Annotated in this window: 2 protein-coding genes; both read left to right on the top strand. The window is 57.5% G+C overall.

What is annotated here, in order from left to right:
* Positions 1 to 856: tRNA (N6-isopentenyl adenosine(37)-C2)-methylthiotransferase MiaB (miaB, locus tag B3K78_RS08495; protein WP_286695111.1), on the top strand; the 856-nt coding region annotated here is incomplete at its 5' end.
* A 90-nt stretch (positions 857 to 946) separates the two neighbouring features.
* Positions 947 to 1,516: PhoH family protein (locus B3K78_RS08500; RefSeq protein ID WP_286695112.1), on the top strand; the 570-nt coding region annotated here is incomplete at its 3' end.

Genomic DNA, 1,516 nt, shown 5'->3' on the forward strand with positions numbered 1-1,516 from the left:
CAAGTACTGCACCTTCTGCGTCGTTCCCTACACCCGGGGCGAAGAAGTCAGCCGCCCCTTTGACGACGTGATAGCCGAAGTGGCCCAGCTGGCCGCCAAAGGCGTGCGCGAAGTGAACTTGTTGGGGCAAAACGTCAACGCCTACCGCGGCGAAAACCACGAAGGCGAGATCGTCGATTTCGCCGAGTTGCTCGGCTTTGTCGCCCAGGTGCCTGGCATCGACCGCATACGCTATACCACCTCGCACCCGGTTGAGTTTAGCGACGCCTTAATTGAGGCCTACCGCGACATCCCCGAGTTGGTGGACCACCTCCACCTGCCCGTGCAAAGCGGCAGCGACCGTATTCTCGCGGCCATGAAACGCGGTCACGTTCAGCAGGAATACCGCGACAAAATCGCCAAACTGCGAGCAATCAGACCGAACATCAGCCTGTCGTCCGACTTTATTATCGGCTTTCCCGGCGAGACTGAAGACGACTTTAACGACACCATGAAGCTCATCGCCGACATCGGCTTCGACCACAGCTTCAGCTTTATTTACAGCGCCCGCCCCGGCACACCTGCCGCCCAACTGGATGACGACACTCCCGAGGCAGTGAAGAAAGAGCGCCTACAACGCCTGCAGCACCGTATTCTGCAGCAGGCTAACCAGATCAGCCGTCAGATGGTCGGCACACGGCAGCGCATTCTGGTGACAGGCGTCTCCAAAAAGGATCCAGGCCAGTTACAGGGGCGTACCGAGAACAATCGCGTCGTTAACTTTTCGGCGACCAATCACGCCCTGATCGGCGATTTTGTCGACGTAGTGATCACCGAGGCACTGCCGAATTCACTGCGCGCCGAATTGCTGAACTAGGCATCGGTTTTTGCCGATTCTCGTCAGCGAAGAATCGGCGTATTGTTAAGCCATTACTACTTGATCGCCAATGCGACACGCGGAGCACCATTGACAGCACAAGCGACACAGCGCGTTCTCACTCTCGAACCCAGCGACAGCCAGCACCTTTCGGCACTGTGCGGACGCTTAGACGAACACCTCAAATTGATCGAAGAACGCCTTCAGGTGCACATCGCTGCGCGCGCCAATACCTTTCAGGTTAGCGGCGAAGAGCGTGCCGTCGACGAAACGGTGCAACTGCTCAAACACCTTTATCGCGAGAGCGTCTCTGGCACGACACTCAACCCCGAGGCCATTCACCTTCGTATGCAACAGTCACATTTGGAAGAGCTGCCCCGCTCAGATAATGAGCCCGTCGTTATTCGCACCAAGAAGGGCAGTATCAAACCGCGCGGCGGCAATCAGCAGGGCTATGTGCGCGCGATTCAGAGCAACGATGTCAATTTCGGCATTGGTCCGGCCGGTACCGGTAAAACCTATCTCGCCGTTGCCTGCGCGGTTGAGGCGTTAATATCCCATCAGGTACAACGCATCCTGCTGGTCAGGCCTGCGGTAGAGGCCGGCGAAAAGCTCGGTTTCCTGCCCGGCGACCTGGCGCAGAAAATCGATCCCTATTTG

Source organism: Spongiibacter sp. UBA1325, from assembly GCF_002306875.1.
Lineage (GTDB): Bacteria > Pseudomonadota > Gammaproteobacteria > Pseudomonadales > Spongiibacteraceae > Spongiibacter > Spongiibacter marinus.